Source organism: Vibrio sp. 99K-1 (genome assembly GCF_013114585.1).
Lineage (GTDB): Bacteria > Pseudomonadota > Gammaproteobacteria > Enterobacterales > Vibrionaceae > Vibrio > Vibrio chagasii_B.
In genome coordinates this window covers 59,506-78,824 of record NZ_VTXF01000016.1, presented here as the reverse complement: position 1 = coordinate 78,824, position 19,319 = coordinate 59,506, and the positions used below count along the sequence as shown (strand labels likewise).

Below are 19,319 nucleotides of genomic sequence, written 5' to 3'. Positions count from 1 at the left end.
TATATAGAGGTGATATTTTTAATATATTTCTTTAATCCAACTTGTGCTGATAACTTGTTCACAAACAGCTTAATTATTCCGCATAGGCACAAGATAAATGTTCGATAAAGGCAGTACTCAATACAAACGGATCACTCAATCATTAGCGATTGGTTCATTTATCATTTTCTGTAATCTTTATGTGTTTCAACCTATCTTGCCGCACATGGCTCAGCACTTCCAAGTGTCTGAAACCCAAATCAACTGGCTATTTGCTGCAACCACACTTGGGTTATCAATTAGCTTAGTACCATGGGCTATCGCTTCAGAGTCATTTGGTCGAAAGCCTATCATTCTATTTAGCCTTTTTGCGATTCCAGTAATTGGTTTAGGCATGGCATTCACCACGACGCTGTTACAACTCGTTATTGCTAGAGCATTGATGGGAATTGCGGTCGCCGCTTTTGCTGGTGTCGCTGTCGCCTATATGGTCGAAGAGTTAACACCCAAAGCCTTTGCAGTCGCGATTGGTGGCTATATTGCTGCCAACTCATTAGGGGGTATCTTTGGCCGTGTGTTAGGCGGCTTGCTGACAGATTATTTCGATTGGCACGCTACCGTGCTGATCTTTGTTGTGGGCTCGCTATTAGGCGCTTTATTTATTGCCTATCGACTACCAGACCAGCAAAACTTCAAGCCGCAAAAAGGGCTGTTCTTTCATCATAATCGCTCAGTTGTGATGCATTTACGCAACCGTACCTTGTGGCTTGCAATGTTGATTGGTGGAGCCAACTTCGCTCTGTTTGTGAACCTGTATTCAGTAATGGGCTTTAGATTGGTATCCGAGCCTCACTCCGTCCCTGTTGGCTTAGCATCACTGATCTTTCTCTGCTACCTGGCAGGTACCGTCAGCTCTAAGCTGTCTAACAAATGGACGCTACGTTTCGACCCGTTAAACGGAATTCTATTAGGTGTATGTATCAGCTTGCTAGGAATGCTGGTCTCCGCAATTGATGACATTCCGTTCATGCTTGCAGGGTTATTGCTGATAAGTGGCGGAGCTTTCTTCTCGCACACCCTAGCCTACTCTTGGGTCAGTCAAAAAGCGCCAAGCGCCAAAGCAACAGCAACCGCGCTCTACCTCGTACACTATTATATTGGTGGCAGCTTGGGCGGGTTTTTACTCTTATACTGCTGGCAGTTATTTGGTTGGAATGGCGTGATTGCGGGAGGTTCTGTCTTCTATGTCGCGATATTTGCTTGGGTCTACCAGCTGAAACAACGTCAAGTAGCGACATCTAAACTCGCAGAGGCATAGAAACAACAGCATTTTCGAGACAATTAGTGCTTTTGATTAACAACCGTTCTGATATCCTACGCAAAATTTCATTTCGGAACCTGTTATGTCGAACACTCAAAACACTGATCTTCAAACCATCCATGACCAAGTAAAACAGTGGTTAGACGATGTTGTTATTGGTCTAAACCTGTGCCCATTTGCAGCAAAGCCACAACGTAATAAGCAGATTAAGATCTTTGTGAGTGAAGCGGAAACCGAAGAAGCGTTGCTGGAAGACATCATGACGCATTTTGTTGAACTCGATAACACGCCAGTCGCTGAATTAGAGACGACTCTGGTGGTTGTCCCTAACATGCTGCAGGACTTCTTCGACTACAACATGTTCATTGATTGGATTGAAGCTTTGATCAAACAGCAAGATTGGGAAGGGGTTTATCAAGTGGCGACCTTCCACCCAGATTACTGCTTTGGTGGAGCGGATCCAGAAGACGATGAAAACTTAACGAACCGTTCTCCATACCCGGTTTACCATTTGATTCGTGAAGCGAGCATGGAAAAGGTGTTGAAGCATTACCCGAATCCTGAAGCCATTCCAGATACCAACATCGCTCGAGTTGAATCGTTAACACCAGAAGAGCGTCGTAAATTGTTCCCGTACTTGTTTAGTTAATCACTTAGTATTCCCCTGCAGCAGTAACTAAGTGCCTTTTTGCTGATGATATGGACGAGACACAAACTGATCTCGTCCATTGTCTTTGGCAACATACAAACACTCATCAGCTACTTTAATCAGTGAATCCAACGCTGACATTCGTTCATTGCGTGTTTCACCAGCACTTAATTCGAAATGGCAAGCGCCAATAGAGATAGTGATAGGCGTTCGATCTAGAGTGATTTTTTTGACTTCTTCTAGCAAAGTAGCGAGTTTATCCTCGACACAGTTTGAAGCAATATTGGGATACCAAATCACAAACTCTTCACCGCCAAAGCGTGCGACAAACTCCCCTTGCTGAGCATTACTACTTAATACATTGGCCACTTTCTTCAGGACAACATCACCCATTTGGTGACCATAGCCGTCGTTTACTGACTTAAAGAAATCAATATCAACCACCGCTAACGTTCCTTTGCCTAAAGAACCCTTAAGTTGCTTTACTTCTGCGTTTAACGTTTTAAATAAAAAGCGTCTGTTGGGTAAATGCGTCAGTGGGTCATAAAGCGCCTGATACTCGAGTTTTTCGTTTAACTCTTGTAGTTTTCTCTCTTGCTGCCTGCGAACAAGCTCTACTTCAATCCATGAGGCCATGAGCTTCATCACATCGATATCAAACTCTTTAAACTCGCGGTAGTAAGGGTTACCACTCGAAAAGTTAAGCGTGCCGTAGAGTTCTTCATCAACGAAAATAGGAATACCAATATAAGACTCTAAGCCGAAGGATTGATAAGCAGGGTGCCTCGCATAAGTGTTGTGTTCGCCACAATGTTCAATGCAAATCGGACCGTTTGATCTGCATGTAATTTCGCAGTAAGTCGAACGGTAATCGAACATATCTCCACTTTTCAGGTCAACGCCTTCAGGTGTAACACAGTGCTCGACCAAGTAAGTATTACCGTCCACTTTTGACAAGATACCAATATCCAAATCAAAACGTTCGAGCCCCATAGCGAGCAGCTGAGCGATCTGACTATCGAAGCCTTTTCGATATTCATTGGTAATATGATACAAGCGGCGTATAACAATTTCGCTTTCACTAGCTTGGTGCATAACGATATCCCACTGCTGCCTAAGTGAATGACAACATTAATATTTCTAATATAAACAAGAGTAAAGAGTAGAAAAACATAATAATCAATTGATTTGTGTGCAAAATACCTCATTGGTCCAATGAATAAAAGTCGCGTTCTTCCACTTTGCGTTAGCACCCCATTCCTACCTTTGTTAAAATGGTTCATTAACGAAACAGAATGGATAGGAATATGAACCTTTCTCAACTAAACCAAGAAATCTACGATCACCTTTACCGCGACATTAAAGAGTTCCGCAGTACTTTTGATCTGCCGGTTGCTGCTCCTGAAACAATGGACGAAAAAGGCGATACGCTACATACATCTCTAGCGATCGAAGAGCTAACAGAACTTGCAGAAGCGGACTCAAAAATCGAACAAGCGGACGCTATTGTAGACAGCGTTTATGTTTTGATGGGACGTTTGGTTCACCTTGGCCAATCCAAAGTAGAAGACAACCTAGCGATCAGCTACTTAATCGACTTACTGTTGAACGTTGCCAAAAACCGTTCAATTGACTTCTTACCTTGCTGGGACGAAGTACACTCAAGCAACATGAGCAAAGTATGCCGTAATGAAACAGAATACGCAGAAACAGAAGCATTCTATGCTGAGCAGAACATTCAGCTAATGGCGGTTCAAAAAGGTGAATACATCATTGCTAAATGCGCTGAAGATTTTGTATCGGAAGGTAAAACGGTTCGCCAAGGCAAAGTACTAAAATCGGTACACTACCGTCCTGCGAACCTTGAGCCTCTTACAGCTTAAGTAAAGTTATAACTGAAGCGCTTCAAAGCATCAGTTGACTGAAATAGAAAACGCCACGTTATTGTAACGTGGCGTTTTATTATCTATTGGATAACTCTGGCTGTTTTAACTGTAGCCGTGGTTAGAAGCCGAGCGCTATACTAGTCGAGCCATGTGATAAGCCGCCACATATTCGCCATTTCTAAAAGCGAACCCTGCAGACTCCCCCTCAATCACGAAGCCAAACTTCTTATACAGGCTGATCGCTCGTTCGTTATCGGTATAAACGGTCAGTTCCAGTCGTTTGATGTTAATCCAGTTATCACACAAGTCGATCGCCGTTGCGAGTAACTGGCTACCTACACCTCTGCCTAACACATCGTCTTTAACACCCATACCAAAAGAGGCGACATGACGCCTTCTTGGATTTACACATACTTCCAAGCCTAAGTTGCCAACAATTTCTCCATCCAATAACGCGACATAAGAGTACACATTATCTGGAACATTTGAGATTCGTTTTTGCCAAGTTTCCAGAGATGGATTTGGGAGTTGCAGCGTACCGGTATAAGCATTAGTGCATTCGTAAACTTCTTTTATTCCCTTTGCATCTGACGGTTCAGAGCGTCTCACTACAATACTCATCGCAACTCCTACTGTTATTATTTTTTACTAAATCTAAAGTACACTTTTTATGTGCACCTAGACACACTATCAAATAGTAAATATTTAACAATAGGTTAGATAAAATTCTTTAAATTTAACAATTTAGTCAGCAAATATACAGGCGAGAGGGTCTTATCTTTGAACAAGGTGATATGCTTTGTTGATCAATCGCGTTCACACTGAACGAGAAGAACGGTAACATCATTCGATTTGAATTGTTCTGCCAACTCAGCACCTTGTTGATTACATTGCTCTAGAGACTGAAATTGCGTTTCAACATCCAGTTCAGCAGTGTTCGTATTGCCGCCCATCATTAAGCTTAAAATAAGTGTCAGTTCGTACATCAGTTAGTCCTCTCTCGAATTTTGGGTAGTGCGTGCTGAGTTCAGCCTTGGCTCGCTTGTTTCGTTAGAAACCACTTTAGTCGTTCACTCAATAAGAGTTTTACCATTTTGTGCCAAAAGATAATAAACGCCTCCAACAAAAATGGCGCTACATCTCTGTAGCGCCATTTACACGACAATAAACTCAACCCTAATGGATTCATCAGGGTGGCAGTTAACTGGCCTTAGTTAGCTGGACGCCAAACGCCCCACTTGTCGTTTTCGTAGGTCGCTTCAGGGTTTGTACCGCCCTGAACCCACCATTGTGCTTTCCATGACTGGTTCGAGTAAGTCACGATTTCACCACCAAGGTAAACCTTAGACGAGTCCCATGTGCCATTGTCTGGGTCCGGAGTCGGATCTGGATCAGGCGTTGGATCTGGGTCTGGTGTTACGCCATTATCATCAGCAATCACTTCGAATGTGAAGGTTTCAACGCTCTCACTTTCAATAGAGCTAGCAATGAAAGACAATGTTTCGTTCGCTGTGATCGCTGTAGTATCAACCACAATTGAAGCCGTACCATTGTTTTGGATGCTTACTGCAGAACCTTGAGTCTGAGTTAGGTTTGCAGCTTCGCTTGTTGCAATCACTACTTTGTCGCCCGCATTCACTACATTGTCACTCTTCACAAGTTCGTAGATGTCGCCTTTCAACGGTTCAACACCGCCATCACCACCGTCAATCAACGTTAACTGACCAGATGCACGGCCATCTTTTGAGTTGAAGAAGTTACGTGAAGGATCATTTTGGAAGTACATATAGTGCTGCATTTCAGCATGCCAGTCGCCGATAAAGACCGCGCCATCTTTAAACTCTTCGTGCCAACCGTTAATCTCTGAAGCAAGCAAGCGAGCCCAATCATTCACGTTGCTTGCATCAATCACGATGTCGAAACTACGCGCTACTTCACCATACTTGTTGATGATGTCGTACTTAACGGTGTCGCCAACTTCTGGCGTTCCAAATTGGTCTGAAACAAACAGATCACCACGCACTAGATCAGGCTCTGGACCCGGCTCTGGTGGAGGAGTTGTACCACCAGTAATAGTGATGTCTGAACAGTTGTAGAAGCCTTCACCTGCTGAATCATTACGTTGCCAGCGCACAAACAGGATTGCATCGCCAGAGCGGTCCGAAGGAATGTTTACATTGATACGGTATTTACCGCCATTTACAGGGACATTGCCCTCTTCTTGGATAAGCTCTAAATCTCCCCACGCTAGGCCTTTGCTTAGGTCTGCATTTGGTTTGGTTAGGTAGAACTCCCAGAATGAAGGGTTGTGTGGTGCTGTCGCGTTGAATACATATTCAAAGGTACCAGTGCTTAGCTCGGTACGAGTCCAGCCTGTATGAGGCGCACCCATACCACGCTTTTGCGAATCATTGGCGTAACATAACGTGCCGTCCGGAATCGCTGCTTTTACAGCATTGATGTTGTTGAAATCCTGAATATTTTTTGCATATTCGTTACGCTGAACAAACGGATATGAACCAGAAATGTCTTTTGCTTGAGCACACGCAGCATTTGGTGGTGTACCCGACCAAATACCACCTTGCTCGTAACACGTGTTCTGACGTGCACTTGGAAACTCAGACCAACCATGAGCATTTGCCACTGACGGCACACTCGATAGCAAAGCCATACCTACTGCAGCTTTAAGAAGATTATGATTTATTGTTGTCACTTTCCCACTCTCTATTATTTTATCCTAAACAATGCCAATGACTGCTAATCAATCAGGATTGTAGTTCAAGGATTTATATTTTTCGTTTAAAGAACAACGAAAAATATATACGTCAATTTTATCAATAACAGCGAGTTTTATATCGATAGGAATCGGAATCACACAACTCAAACAAAAGCGTTGTAGATAGATGATGTTGCTTCTAATTATTGGATCTCAGTATCCTGTCCTGATTGTAGAAACAATATTCAAAGTGAAGAAAAAAGCGGCTTAGCGAGTAAGCCACTTTGAGGTTATCATAGTCAAAAGAGAATTAAATCAGCTAGATGAGTGAGATCTTAGTCCAACTTTTCCCATTGCTGCTCCACCCAATTTGGGTCGGCAGCGACACCTGGTAAGTAAGCTTCATTGTTACATTCTGCCGCCCAAGGGCCGTAACATTGATAGACACCCTCCCCTTCGAATAGGACGATATCCCCATCGATATAACTACCAAACCCTTCAGGGTAAACATAATCATGTTGTGGCGGCGGAGTGCTCGCTTCAACCAAGTGGAAATTGAGAGTTTGCTGACCGACTAGCTTACCTTCACTGTTTTTAACACTCACCACTAACATATGGTGACCAGCCTCAGATTTGGATAGCGGTAGCGTGACCGATTCAGAGGTTTCATCTTCAACCAAGCCACTCCAATGCGCTAGTGACTCACGCCCATGGTTATAGACAGTAAGCTCAGCTTGAGCGTCACCTTCGGCAATCAATGTAAGATCGAGAACCATCGCTTCATCGCCAATGATGTATTCAGGCTCTAGCCCTTCAACAGTCAGTGATGTATCTGGTTCAGGTACTTCAACATCGTAGCCTATCTCGACACGCTGGATGCTACTGTCTTTATTGACGTATATAGGGTTAACGCCATAAATTGGATCGAACCCGTTTTCACTCCATACGCCAGACTTAATATCGTCATGCTCTTGGTTAACTTTGGTCGCTAATGCTTTTGACCAGTTCTTTGGTTGTCCGGACTCACTACTCGCAATCTCGACTCGGGTACTCAATGATGTGTTTTCACCTGATCCATCGAATACACGTGTATATACCGCATCACCCTCTTTCAAATTCATAGTCGGAATTATCTGGCCTGCTTTTTCCCAACCCGGTAATTGAGAGTTATCGCCATCAAACACAACATCAATTGCGTTATAGAAAGCCTTATCTGTATCGCCAACATCCCAAACCGCCAAAATCACGTGATAGCCTTCTCGCACCGGTACGTTACAAGTGTGAGTAGCCGTGTCTTGTGTTATATCTCCATGACCATCAACTTCACAGAAAGGTGTAAGGTCAAACGAAGCACGTTTCAATGGTGAGTTTTGGTCCCAACCTTCTTTCGTGATGTAGTATTTAAAACCAGCTGCTACATGGTTAGCCTTAAATGTCCACTCAAATTCTTGGGAGCCCGCTTCGATTGAGCGTTTCTGCCAGCGCTCAGAAGTTTGCTCATCTAAGTTTCTCGCCATTGCGATTTCAGCACTGGCGATGTAACCATCACGTGGTCCATTTTCCGGGAAGCCATCAAAGCCTTCCACACTTTGAGGCTCATACTGTATGTTGCCACAATCCATGTTCTTCGGCTGTCCCTCTGAGTCTTCCAAGTGACACAAAGCAACACGGCTTATAATGTTGCCGTCGTCATTTAGTGACACAAAACCGTGCGCCATTGCACCACCACAGACTGTAGACAAAGCGATTGCTAAAGCCGTTTTCTCGATTTTTATTCTCATAGCCATTCCAAATTAAAGACTTTATTTGCCAAGCCGCAGGCTACTTGTCTTGTCCTGCTAGCTGATTTGACTTTCTTGCATGAACCAACAGCCACACTTCAGTAATCGTTACTTGGCTCGAACATTAATAAAGTGAGTGCATATCGTTCAATTTGAGCATGGGTGATGAAGATTGAATTATTTAGTCAATAAGCCTAATTGATACTCAATAAAGGTGACATGAGGTAGAGGATCGCTTATATATCTGAAAAAATTGAGGTATACCCAGAAAAAGATTGGATCAAATACTGGTTGTTTAAAGAGTTTTAGGCTTGTTTAGGCGGTGAGGTTTAAAGAATAGAAAGTTTTGAAAAGGAGTTTCTCGCCAAAATTACGATTTTAACGAGAACGATAACGGATGAGATAAATATCAAAAGACCTTAATAGCGGCTATTCATACCCATGCGATGTGACATGTCATCATCCATGCGGCCGCCCTTCCAACCACTACCTCCCAGAAGATTCAGAATATCGCGTGCGTTGTAGTCCTCGCCGCCAAAGAAATCGTTAGAGACATCATTTCTCAGCAATTGAATGGTGGGCAGCAATTCAGTATCAAGATCTTGTGGATCAGCAAACAAAGCCAATGCAATGTGTTGTTGACGCTTGCTCAGCTCTTTAGAACTGGTTTCAACTTGTCCGATAGAGAAGAAATCACGACTTCCATAGCTCTTTACCATCTTGGCTGAAAGAAGCTTAATCACTTTTTTAATTCTGCGTCGTTGAATGTATCGAAGCACACCAACTCCTTATGTTAAAACACCTAATGTTTCTGAACGGTTTGTTGACTCAAGATCCACTTACTCAAATATAAGGTAAGTTTGATCATCCACGGAGACACTTTTCACTTGAGTGTTGAATACAGCCTCAAGTTGCTCTGGAGTCAGCACGTGTGCCGCAGCACCAGAAGCTTGTAAAACGCCTTTGTCGAGCAACAACACCTGGTCAGCGTGTCTTAGGGTACGATTTAAATCGTGGTTTGCCATGATCACCGCAATGCCCTTCTCTGCCACTCGTTCAATGAGCTTGTAGAGTAAGGCTTCTTGAGCAATATCCAATGGCGCAGCAGGCTCATCGAGAATCAACAACTTCGCGTATGGGTTAAGTGTCGGCCAAATTTGCAAACACATGCCCGCCAAGCGAACGCGTTGCCACTCACCACCAGACAAAGCTTGAATAGAGCGATGAAGTTTGTCTGCAATGTCTAGCATCTGGCTGATTTCTTCCAAAGCTGCATTGATTTCAGTATCAAGGCCTTGTGAAGAGCTTGGCAGAGACAACGCAAGGTATTGGAACACTTCTAAATTGAAAGCCGGTCTTGCGCTTTGACACAAATAAGCGCGATGCAGTGACAAGTCTTGAAGCGATAGATCTGATAAGTCTTGTTCATCGAGCTTGATATCGCCCTTGTAACCATCACCGATACCCGAAATGGCCTCAAGTAAGGTACTTTTACCGCTGCCATTGGGACCGATAACGTGAGTCACCTGCCCTTGGTTAAGCTCGAATGATAGCGGTAATAAACGAGCGCCGACGCTCAGGCTCTTAATTTGAATCATGATTTTTAATTAACATCCAAATGAAGATAGGCGCACCGATACTTGTGGTCATCACACCCAAAGGTAATTCTGCAGAATCCAATAAGGTACGCGCGCAAATATCAGCAAACACCAACAATGCAGCACCCGCAACAGCAGACAAAGGAAGCAGGTATTTGTTGTCAGTACCAATCGCTAAACGAAGTAAGTGTGGCACAACCAAGCCCACAAAGCTGATTACGCCGCCTAATGCCACTGCACAGCCGACCAAAATAGACACAGCGAAGATTAAGCGCCAACGTAACTTGGGTACATTCACACCCAGTTGCGCAGCGTGTGTCTCCCCTATCATCATTTTGTCTAGCTTACTGCCTTGTAAACACAACCAAATAATCACAGGGATCATCACTAACGTTAGCGAATGCTGATACCAAGTCACACCACCTAGGCTGCCCATTAGCCAGTACATCAATAAGCGAAGGCTAAGGTCGTCACTAAAATAGAACGCCCATGTCACCATCGCGCCAGAAAGAATGCCTAACGCAACACCCACCAACAGCAGTTTGGATGTGGTCAGTCGCATCGCTTTTACCATGCTTACCAGAATCACGGTGAAACAGAGTGACCCTAATACGGCGGCAATCATAAAGAGTTCTGGAGTCGGCGCAAACGGCAAGAAGAACAGCACAATCACCATGGCGAGGCTTGCACCGCCAGAAATGCCGAGCACACCTGGTTCTGCTAATACGTTGCCTAATAACACTTGTAAGCTTGCGCCAGAAACCGCTAGCCCTGCCCCGATGGCAATAGCTGCTAATAATCGAGGTAAGCGTAAATCAATCAGTAGTTTTTGTTCTAATGTGGACAAGGTGCCCAGAGGGGAAATGAAGAGATCGCCAACCATTAGGTAAATAGCACTCAGCGCGATAAGCAGTGATGCCATCAGATAAATGGCTCGCGTCCATTTGCGCTGTTTTTGGTGAAGAAGTTGTTGGAAATCCATATCAAGCTACTTTGAGATTGTTCGCGTAACCTTACCTGTATACCCAAATAAACTCAAGGTTCACACCGTAATGTGAACCTTGATATTTCAACCAGTTGAGCGGTTATTCAACGAACCGTCGTCGCTGCTACAGATTAATCGTAAACCAACTGCCCGTGGTCAAATCGTGTTTCCACTTCACACACCATTAAGGCTGCTCGTTGACCGATAGCAACATTACGGTTTGGGAACACCACTGCTTCGTTTTCATTCTTCGCCATTAATGGTTTATCACCATCATGGCCAAAGACTTCACCGTGCTTGAATGCAGTAAAGTTCTCTACAGAATCTGAGAACATGAAATCGAAATCATCATGTAAACGAACAATGGTGCGGCTCACACGATAAGTAATGGTTCGCTTAGGCAGATGCTCTGGCTCAGCTTCCGCGATTAAGTTACGCATGGCGAGATCAAAAGCCGTTAGTCTATCAAGTTGGTTCTCACCAATTCTCGCGACCTGCCCGAGTTCCATTGTCAGAGCCTGCGCTCCGAAGTTTTCAGCGCTGTACCAGCTGAACGTGCTGGTAGGTGCATTCGACAGCAACACGGCTTCAACGTGAGCACTGTTGATGAAGTCGAATAACTCTTTGCTACGTACTTCGTGGCGAACCTTAGGGCTCACAGCAAATGAATAATGCTTAGATAAACGGATTGCACAGTGCAGATCTAAGTGCCAGCGCGTTTCTGGCTTGGTTTCTTTATAAAACTCTGTCACCAGATACTTTAAGTTCTGGGCGATATCCACTTCTCGATTGCTCTCGTACTGCTTTTCATCAAACAGACGGTTCATATTCACATCAAGAAAACGGGTATGCGCGTTGGTTGCTTCTGGGTGAGCTATGATAAACAAGCATCTAGCGTTCACTGCCTGAAAGCCTGTTTCAATATCCTCAACGAGCTTATCAATCAGCTCCATTGGTGAGGTTTCGTCGCCGTGTACACCGCTTGAAAAGATAATGTTCTTGGTTTCAGAACTGTAATCAGCGGGAATCACTTCCAACACGCCACGTTGATGAAGCTTAATTTGAACACCGTTACTCAGTACGGTCTGTCCTGCAAACACTTCTTGCTCAAGATCTAGGCTGTCAAAAAGAAATGATTGGCGAAAGAGGGTCTTCGTCATGCGTTACTCCTTAATTGCACGGCCGTATGTTAATAAATTGTACATAGAAATTGTGTTGCTAGGATCGCACTTATCAACAGAAACTCCGTTATCACTCACAAATACTACCCATAAATTTTATATTTCCTGCTTATCAACAAACCGAGTCCTGTGCTAAATAACTTTCTCTATTTAAAGCAACTTTTGGTTATATCAAGTTCTTTCAGCAAGATAAGAGCCACGTAAGCTAACACAGCTCTTACCTGCTATGAACAGATTGAGATCAATTAATCTTCCTGATCGAGCAATCTTTCAAATTCATCGATCTGAACTTTGACCATGTCGATGCTTTGTTGCCAGAAATCAGCTTGAGTCAGGTCCATTCCTAAGTGTTTTTGAACCACTTCTTCCGCCATCATGCTACCCGTGTCACGAAGCAATGAGACATAATCATCGTAGAACTGCTCACCTTTCGCGTCACGCTGAGCGTAAACACCTTTACTGAACAGATAACCGAATAGGTATGGATAGTTGTAGAAACTCACTTGAGAGATGCTGAAGTGTAACTTGCTCGCCCAAAAGTAAGGGTCTGCTTCGGTCATTGCATCGCCGTACCACTCTTTCCAAGTGCTTTCCATCAGGTCACACAATTGTTGCGCCGTCAGCTCGCCTTTTTCACGCTGCTCGTAAAATGCTTTTTCGAATTCGAAGCGCACTGGAATGTTGACCATTAAAGCCAATGAAGAAGACAGCTCTTCCCACAGCATTTCAAGTTTCTCGTTTCGTGTTTGGGCTTGCGTTAACAAGTGGTCACGAACGATGTTTTCAGCAAAGATAGAAGCTGTTTCTGCGAGCGTCATTGGGTAGCGAGTCTTACACAACGGCATGTCTTTCATTACCCAGTTATGGAACGCGTGGCCTAGCTCGTGTGCCAATGTCATTAAGTCAGAGCGGCTGCCACTCCAAGTCATGAACACAAGCGGTGTGCGTGTCGCGGCAAATTTAGTGCAGTAAGCACCTAAACGTTTGTTGGCTGCTGGTGCGGCATCAATCCAACCATTCTCAACCATCAAAGCGACAAAATCAGCCAGCTCTGGATTTACTTCTGCGAAAGCGGTTTTGATCACTTCGATCGCTTCATCAAATGGGTAAACCTTAGATTCAGCGTCACCAAGTGGCGGCATTGCAGCTAAGTGATTCCATGGCTTCATTTCATCTAAGCCGTGAACTCTTGCCATCAACAGACCCGCTTTCTGACCTACTGCGCGATTAGCTTTCGCCACAGACATCATTGTGTCTAGCGTTTCAGGCACAATTCGGCTGCCGTGCAAGCTTGGATCTAAGAAATGCACATCTGCGATTTTCGAGCGCTTTTTGTTTTCAGTCAGACGCCAACCTGCAAGCGCATTTAGGATCGAAGCAAATGACTCTTGGTGAGTCTTCATTGCACCTTGAACCGCACGCCATGCAGGCTCTTGTTTGTCGAATTCGCTACCGTACAACAAGCTCGCCGCTTGCGAGAAGCCAAGTGCTTCTTCTTCACCATCAAGTTTCAAAGACAGTTTCAAAGAGCCGGTAAGGTTATCGTATAAACGACCCCATGCATCACGGCCATCGACTTTCATGGCTGCTAAAAGCTGTTCTTCAGCCACACTGAGACGGCTGCTTGATAGCTTACGTGAGCTTTCAATCGCAAAGCGTTGGCCTGCAACATCTGCACTCTCGTGTTCTAAAACGGCATCAATAAACTCTGGTTCTGCGTGAATCAGCGTATCTTCATAAGGGCTAAACGCTTGTGACATTTCAGAGTTCAGCTTTGCTACACGGCCAAGCAGCGCTTTGGCTTCTGTATGAGTCGCATCCACTGAAGCGTGACAGTTAGCAAAGGTGTTAATTGTGCTTAGTAGCGTGCCTGCTGCTTCTGAGGTCTGGATTGCGTTTTGCATTGCCAGAATGATGTGACGCTTTTCAACATGCAGGTACAAGAGTTCGATACACTGTTGAATGAGTTCAATATCCTGTTCAATTTTTGCATCATCAAGATCGCGATAAGCAATGCTTAGATCCCAACTCGGTGTTGTCATGACTAAATTCCTTTCACGTAGGTAGTAATACCAATCTGGTATAGCGACTGTTAACGCCACTTTATACTTCTAATTACTTTTAATACTTCTAAGATTGTTAATTCTTAAACTGTGTTTTTGGACACTCAGAGAACAGGCAGGCCTATCGCTTTGACGCTGATAAAGCTCTGCGCAAACTGAGTGACTTGAATATGGGTTATCGAGGCATTTTCAATCGATAGCTTCGAGTACAAGCTCGGATTTTTCCAATCAATATCAAGGCAATGCGCCAATAGCATTCGAATTACGCCCCCATGAGTAACCATCAATAGATTGTCACTTGAGTTATTCAAAAGTTGCGACCAAGCTTGAGTTACTCTGTCGTGGAAGCTCTGTAAACTTTCCGCTCCAGTCAGTTGATGATTTGCCGGGTCTTGCCAAAAGGTGTCTAGCATCGCCCACTTATCTTCAAGCTCATCAAACGCGATGCCGTCCACCTCACCAAAGTTCATTTCTTGAAATTCTGGTGCAATCGACAAAGGCACCGACATGCGCTCTGCATATAAATTTGCTAGGTCGCTGCAGCGCCTTAATGGCGAGGTAATAACACCATCAAGAGCCACACCGTGTTGCACCAAGGCTTCACATATTTGCTGTTGAAGCTCAGGGTTAACCAGCACGTCAGATACACCGTTTAGTGCAGCTTTTCCTTCAACCTTGGCGTGTCTTAGCAAATAGATATTTTTGGTTGTTCCATTGACCATGTATGAGACCTAGCCTTGAGCATCAAACGAATGATTTGAGGGTTTTAAATTCAACGGTAATCCTGCGGCGATCAACGTGACTCGTTCGACAACGCTTGCGAGCGCTTGGTTCATTCGCCCAGCATTGTCTACAAATAAGCGCGACACTTTACCCAGAGGAACAACACCTAAACCCACTTCGTTAGAGACCATGATAATTTGCGCTTGGCTTTGCTCGACGCTTTTGACCAATACTTCAACCACGGCTTCAACCTGTTCATTGGTTGCGTCGTCACCCAGTTCAAAGATGATGTTGTTCAACCACAATGTTAGGCAGTCAATCAGCACCACATCTTCTTTCTCAAAAGACTGCAATTTTTCGGCTAATTCGACGGGTACTTCATGCTCAATCCATTGCTCGCCACGACGTTGTTGATGGTGCGCGATTCGTTCACGCATTTCATCGTCTAAATAGGTCGCAGTCGCTATGTAATGTAGACGCCCATTTGAACATGCTTCAATTGCACATAATGCTTGTTGTTCTGCAAAACTCGACTTACCTGAGCGCGCGCCACCTAAAACAAGATGGCGATGACTCTGATACGCTTGATTATTGGTTGTCATGTGTTACCTCTAAAATCCTGAATGAGTTACATAAAGCCGTTATAAAACGCAGCGGTAAACACAACGTAAATCAGCAGTTCCATCAACTGTTGAGCCGCGCCCAAACAGTCACCAGTAAAGCCGCCAATTCGAGCCGTTAACCACTTTTTGAAGCCCACTCTAAACAGGTAAGCAATCACAGCTAAAACACACGTAAACGCTAACCCAAACCACAAGCTTGGCAACAGGCCAACCAACATAAGGAAGACAAGCTCCCCCTTGGTTTGTTTGTTGGCTAAAGGCTTACTCTTGCTCGTATCCAAGTCGCTAACATAAGGCATGTCATAAATAAGGGAGGCCGCAATCGCTCGGCTAAAGGTGTAGCTCGTCACGATGACCATAAACAATTCAGCCATGCTGACGAGTTCATTGAGCAGAACCCACTTACCAAGCAAAGCCATGATCAGCGCAGACGCACCGTATGTACCGATGCGGCTGTCTTTCATGATGGTCAAACGACGTTCCAATGTCATACCACCACCGATGCCATCCGCCATGTCGGTCAAACCATCCTCATGGAAAGCGCCAGTGAGCATTAAGCTAAAACTCATCATCAAAAAGATGGCAATCGAGCTTGGTAACACAGTATCAAGCAACAGAAACAAACCGCCGCACAAGACACCCAGCAACAAACCAACTGTTGAAAAGTAGCGACCAGAACGGTTCATACGCTCTTCTGAATAAGGCGTATTCTTCGGCATCGGCAAGCGAGAAAAAAAGCCCATTGCCAACGAAAACAGCTCCCACTGATAAGCTGCGCGATCTTTCAAAGATCTTTGTGGCGTATCACTCATTAAACTGTGACTCCAGCGCTCTCGAAGCTCGCCATGCTGTTATAGAACTCCGCTGCCGCTCGGGTGATTGGCATAGCCAAAGCTGCGCCCGTGCCCTCGCCTAATCTCAAGCCAAGGTCAAGCAACGGTTCCGCGTCTAAAAGTTCTAGTAGGATTTTGTGCCCTGACTCTTCAGAGCGATGCGCAAAGATCATGTAATCGCGACAGTTCGGCTCAATCAAGGTCGCAACATACGCCGCAACTGACACAATAAAACCATCGACCAATACTGGTGTTCTGTTGTGGTATGCACCAAGGAAGGCACCCACCATTTGCACTATTTCGTAACCACCAACTTGAGCTAGAATCGATTTAGGATCGAGTCCTTTGCAGCGTGCAACACCTTGTTCAACCACAGCCACTTTATGAGCTAGTTGTTCGTTATTGATGCCTGTACCTAAACCAACACACTCTGCCGCAGTTCGCTTTGCTAGTGCGCTTAAAATCGCTGACGCGCTGCTGGTATTGCCGATACCCATCTCACCAAACATGATGATATTGGTGCCATTCGAAATGGTTCTAGATACAAGATCTGCGCCCAATTCAATCCCACGTTCTACCGTTTCTAAACTCATCGCGGCTTCATTGGCAAAGTTATTGGTTCGTGTACCCAAACGCTGGGAGATCAGCATTGGGTTATCAGATTCGATTGGTAACAATATTCCTGTGTCGACCACCGTAATATCGATGTTATTCACCGCACAAAAACAGTTAATCGCTGCGCCGCCGTTTAAGAAGTTCAATACCATCTGCTGTGTGACGGCACTCGGGGCAATACTCACGCCTTCATCAGCAACACCATGATCACCTGCAAAAATGATGATACGCGGTTTATTTAATTCAATATGTTCAACCGCAGCTTCTTTTCCTTGGCTTTGAATCAGAGCCAATTGATGAGCAACTTTTTCCAGTAAACCAAGCGCGCCTAGCGGCTTAGTTTTTTGGTCAATGCGATGTTGGATGTACTGCGAGTATTTTGTATCTAACATAAAATTATGTGGCACTTACATTGAGGAACGGGGTTTAACGATCTTATTCGCTAAAGCTAAATAGTTAACGCTTACTTAGGACGAGCCACCGAGAACACATTGGATAGCGTGGCGTATTCGCCTCCACCTAGTCGAGATAAAGGATCCAGTGCGAGCGCATCTATCTTCAGGCGGTCGCTCTCTTTATCGATCACCTCTTCAGCTATATACACCTGCTCAATTTGCGCAAAGATAAGGCTTTGCGGTACTTCACCGACTTCTTTAACTTCATACAAGGTGCAGCCAAAAGCCACAGCGCACTCCTTCACTCTAGGTAAAGAAAAACCTTCAAACTCAACCAACTCGATATTATTCGCGGTGACTTCAGAGTCACCATGATCGAGCGAGGCTGCTGTCGCTGTCATCACCTCGGCAGAACTGGCTGACGCGATGTGAATAACCAACTGACCCGTTTCAAGGGCATTACGAGTGGTGTCTTTGATTTCGCCCGATGGCTTCTTCCCGACCGATAACATCAGTAGCGGCGGGTTACTTGAAACAGGCGTGAAATAAGAGAAAGGCGCTAAATTGTATTCTTGGGCAGCAGATTCCGTTAATGCCCACGCGATAGGACGAGGCACAACGGTTTGCGTCATCAGGTGGTAAATCTGAGTAGGAGCGAGAGTATCAAGCTTGAGGTTCATAGCACATCCTTGGTCTATGTGAATTACGACCCAGTTTACGTGTTAAGCAAAGCTGTATCTATGCCTAAGTAACAGAAACCGCAGAGAGTGTTCTTAATTTAAGCAATTCAAAACCACTTTTTCTCAAGTTGAGAATCAAAAAGACTAACAGATTGTGCTTCGTTTGCCATCACAACGAAAAATCAATAACTTACGTTTTGGCACCCTTTATGCTTTATGTAATGTACTTGTTAATCTCTCCATTGATAAGTACCCATACAGTGAACACCCACGCTGTTAGCTACAAAATGCAACACCAAGCAACACAACCGGTTGAAAAAAGTAAAGCTCAGAAAAATGATTTAGGAGGTGCGATGATTCCAAACTCAAGCAAAAGAAAACCAAATAAATCAGGTAAGAAAGCAAGCAAAAAGGTAAGGAAAATCCCACTGTCCTTCACCTAAATTTTGCGAAGAAAGTAACAAGCCCGTCGCCCAACGGGCTTTGTTATTTTTGAGGCTAAAAATAGATTAATGCATCACTTCATCGCGCCATCATCAGATCTCATAAGTTAGACAATCCGTACACTTTAAAACCAATAAACCAATTAGATTTCAAGCATTAGTTCACTTGTTAAACTTCGTAAACTTACCCTTACATTTCATAAAGTTATAACAAACTTTCATTTATTTACTCCCTCCCCCTTATTGATAGACTTACCCCATCAATAGTTAAGGGTATTTATGAAAAACAAAGGCTTTACGTTAATTGAGTTGGTTTCGGTTATCGCTATTTTAGGTATTGTCGCTGTCACGGCTGCACCTCGATTTTTAAACATCAAATCGGATGCAACAAAAGCAACGCTCGATGGCTTCATCGGCGCTTTTAACGCAACCAATGAAATAGTCATGGGCAAAGCAGCCATCGAAGGCTTAGAGAAAGAAAAACTCATTCAATTGCCAGACCAAGATGTATGGATTAGATGGGGCGCTATTGCATTAGATTCAGACAATATTAAAAACGCGATGCAAACTGATGACTATCAGTTGCTCAGCTATGGACCGAAATTCAACCCAACCCTTATAGTCTACACGGGCAGAGAAAGGCAATTTAGAGAATTAAAGGGCTATAACTGTTTTGTTCAATTCACGCGATCTTACACATTAGATCAAACTCAACTCATCAATATTGGCGATCTAACAATCAATAAATTCTATGATGGGTGTTAACCTCTTAACTTAAAAATCTATTACGTTCATTATGTTGCCTGATCTCTTTAAGCCCGTATACGCGGGCTTTCTTGTTTCCACAA

20 protein-coding genes are annotated in these 19,319 nt (G+C 44.3%); 5 read left to right on the top strand and 15 right to left on the bottom strand.

The genetic code is table 11. The features are described 5' to 3' along the window. The first annotated feature begins 97 nt into the window (after nucleotides 1–97). Together F0228_RS13965 and F0228_RS13960 are read left to right on the top strand one after the other, a co-directional pair. Entirely contained in the window at nucleotides 98–1,297 is a 1,200-nt protein-coding gene (locus tag F0228_RS13965; RefSeq protein WP_061031462.1) for an MFS transporter, read from the top strand. A gap of 85 nt (nucleotides 1,298–1,382) precedes the next feature. Then, entirely contained in the window at nucleotides 1,383–1,949 is a 567-nt protein-coding gene (locus F0228_RS13960; RefSeq protein WP_061031463.1) for a DUF1415 domain-containing protein, read from the top strand. Nucleotides 1,950–1,976: 27 nt separating this feature from the next. Here the strand turns inward: F0228_RS13960 and F0228_RS13955 are convergent, their stop codons facing one another. Further along, nucleotides 1,977–3,044: a sensor domain-containing diguanylate cyclase gene (locus tag F0228_RS13955; protein ID WP_171762344.1), complete on the bottom strand. Its 1,068-nt coding sequence runs from the start codon at nucleotides 3,042–3,044 to the stop codon at nucleotides 1,977–1,979. Nucleotides 3,045–3,256: 212 nt separating this feature from the next. Between F0228_RS13955 and F0228_RS13950 the strand changes: the two genes are divergently transcribed. Continuing rightward, on the top strand, nucleotides 3,257–3,832 hold the full coding sequence (locus F0228_RS13950; RefSeq protein WP_171762343.1) for a nucleoside triphosphate pyrophosphohydrolase family protein: 576 nt from the start codon (nucleotides 3,257–3,259) through the stop codon (nucleotides 3,830–3,832). A 135-nt stretch (nucleotides 3,833–3,967) separates the two neighbouring features. Here F0228_RS13950 and F0228_RS13945 read toward each other — a convergent pair whose 3' ends face one another. From F0228_RS13945 to F0228_RS13880, 14 genes are all read right to left on the bottom strand, one after another. Continuing rightward, nucleotides 3,968–4,456, bottom strand: a complete 489-nt coding sequence (locus tag F0228_RS13945; protein WP_008217559.1) for a GNAT family N-acetyltransferase — start codon at nucleotides 4,454–4,456, stop codon at nucleotides 3,968–3,970. 185 nt (nucleotides 4,457–4,641) lie between these two features. Further along, nucleotides 4,642–4,821, bottom strand: coding sequence for a hypothetical protein (locus F0228_RS13940; protein WP_105057021.1), 180 nt, complete (start codon nucleotides 4,819–4,821; stop codon nucleotides 4,642–4,644). Between the two features lie 224 nt (nucleotides 4,822–5,045). Next, nucleotides 5,046–6,506: a lytic polysaccharide monooxygenase gene (locus F0228_RS13935; RefSeq protein WP_171762367.1), complete on the bottom strand. Its 1,461-nt coding sequence runs from the start codon at nucleotides 6,504–6,506 to the stop codon at nucleotides 5,046–5,048. Between the two features lie 380 nt (nucleotides 6,507–6,886). Continuing rightward, nucleotides 6,887–8,332 (bottom strand): N-acetylglucosamine-binding protein GbpA, encoded by a 1,446-nt coding sequence (gene gbpA, locus F0228_RS13930; protein ID WP_171762342.1) that lies wholly within the window; start codon nucleotides 8,330–8,332, stop codon nucleotides 6,887–6,889. Nucleotides 8,333–8,751: 419 nt separating this feature from the next. Beyond that, nucleotides 8,752–9,111, bottom strand: coding sequence for a DUF6559 family protein (locus tag F0228_RS13925; protein WP_105057019.1), 360 nt, complete (start codon nucleotides 9,109–9,111; stop codon nucleotides 8,752–8,754). Between the two features lie 60 nt (nucleotides 9,112–9,171). Next, nucleotides 9,172–9,930: a vitamin B12 ABC transporter ATP-binding protein BtuD gene (btuD, locus tag F0228_RS13920; protein WP_171762341.1), complete on the bottom strand. Its 759-nt coding sequence runs from the start codon at nucleotides 9,928–9,930 to the stop codon at nucleotides 9,172–9,174. Beyond that, nucleotides 9,917–10,912 carry a vitamin B12 ABC transporter permease BtuC gene (gene btuC, locus F0228_RS13915; RefSeq protein ID WP_171762340.1) on the bottom strand — a complete coding sequence of 332 codons (996 nt, stop codon included), beginning with the start codon at nucleotides 10,910–10,912 and terminating at the stop codon, nucleotides 9,917–9,919. Before btuC ends, btuD begins: the two co-directional genes overlap by 14 nt. 134 nt (nucleotides 10,913–11,046) lie before the next feature. Continuing rightward, complete coding sequence (locus tag F0228_RS13910; RefSeq protein WP_061031481.1) at nucleotides 11,047–12,075, bottom strand: succinylglutamate desuccinylase; 1,029 nt, start codon at nucleotides 12,073–12,075, stop codon at nucleotides 11,047–11,049. Nucleotides 12,076–12,341: 266 nt separating this feature from the next. Next, complete coding sequence (locus F0228_RS13905) at nucleotides 12,342–14,138, bottom strand: M3 family oligoendopeptidase (RefSeq protein WP_171762339.1); 1,797 nt, start codon at nucleotides 14,136–14,138, stop codon at nucleotides 12,342–12,344. A 125-nt stretch (nucleotides 14,139–14,263) separates the two neighbouring features. Beyond that, entirely contained in the window at nucleotides 14,264–14,881 is a 618-nt protein-coding gene (gene cobC, locus F0228_RS13900; RefSeq protein WP_171762338.1) for an alpha-ribazole phosphatase family protein, read from the bottom strand. A 9-nt stretch (nucleotides 14,882–14,890) separates the two neighbouring features. Beyond that, nucleotides 14,891–15,484, bottom strand: coding sequence for a bifunctional adenosylcobinamide kinase/adenosylcobinamide-phosphate guanylyltransferase (gene cobU, locus F0228_RS13895; protein ID WP_171762337.1), 594 nt, complete (start codon nucleotides 15,482–15,484; stop codon nucleotides 14,891–14,893). Between the two features lie 26 nt (nucleotides 15,485–15,510). Further along, a complete protein-coding gene (locus F0228_RS13890) occupies nucleotides 15,511–16,317 on the bottom strand; it encodes an adenosylcobinamide-GDP ribazoletransferase (protein WP_171762336.1) in 807 nt (268 codons plus the stop codon). Then, a complete protein-coding gene (cobT, locus tag F0228_RS13885; protein WP_171730619.1) occupies nucleotides 16,317–17,345 on the bottom strand; it encodes a nicotinate-nucleotide--dimethylbenzimidazole phosphoribosyltransferase in 1,029 nt (342 codons plus the stop codon). Before cobT ends, F0228_RS13890 begins: the two co-directional genes overlap by 1 nt. A gap of 71 nt (nucleotides 17,346–17,416) precedes the next feature. Then, a complete protein-coding gene (locus F0228_RS13880) occupies nucleotides 17,417–18,028 on the bottom strand; it encodes a flavin reductase family protein (protein WP_105057011.1) in 612 nt (203 codons plus the stop codon). A 287-nt stretch (nucleotides 18,029–18,315) separates the two neighbouring features. On the opposite strand from F0228_RS13880, the gene F0228_RS13875 reads away from it, so the two are divergent. Together F0228_RS13875 and F0228_RS13870 are read left to right on the top strand one after the other, a co-directional pair. Next, entirely contained in the window at nucleotides 18,316–18,471 is a 156-nt protein-coding gene (locus F0228_RS13875; RefSeq protein WP_155647289.1) for a hypothetical protein, read from the top strand. Between the two features lie 279 nt (nucleotides 18,472–18,750). Next, complete coding sequence (locus F0228_RS13870) at nucleotides 18,751–19,236, top strand: type II secretion system protein (protein ID WP_061031489.1); 486 nt, start codon at nucleotides 18,751–18,753, stop codon at nucleotides 19,234–19,236. The last annotated feature ends 83 nt before the right edge of the window (nucleotides 19,237–19,319 follow it).